Below are 502 nucleotides of genomic sequence, written 5' to 3' on the forward strand. Positions count from 1 at the left end.
TGGCTTGCATTACCCAAGCGATGTATTAGTCGGAGCCATACTAGGCCTTGCTTTAGGTTTAGCTGGATACGGGTGTTTACTACTCATGTTGCCGCTTAGTTTTTCATAAGCCCTTTTTTCACAATCCCTGTTTTTCAAAATACCTAGCGTCACAATAATGTAGTAAATCGTTCATGTAGCTGTCTTTTTTGACACCTACATTAAGCCCATGCAAAACGAACTCACCCATACAAAGAACGTTAAAACGTTCTCTCTGATAGAAACGCTTAACTTTTGGCTAACCAATTACATTCCACGCGCAGCGAGCACACGCTTGATGCGACGACTAAGCAAAATAGAAAATCCTTTATTCGTTAAAGTCGCTCTTAAGCTATGGCAATTTGCGAGTGATGATATGCGCTTACACGAAGCCAATCAGCAACACTTCCAAAGTCTGCATGAATGCTTTACACGAACATTACGGCCCGAGACACGCCCATTCCCCGAAGACAAAACACTGATC

Annotated in this window: 1 protein-coding gene; it reads left to right on the forward strand. The window is 42.6% G+C overall.

The genetic code is table 11. From position 1 onward, the window contains the following. Window positions 1-208: 208 nt before the first annotated feature. The coding region (locus A3739_RS31120) for a hypothetical protein (protein WP_231877163.1) at window positions 209-502 on the forward strand (294 nt) is incomplete at its 3' end.

Source organism: Oleiphilus sp. HI0067, from assembly GCF_001635735.1.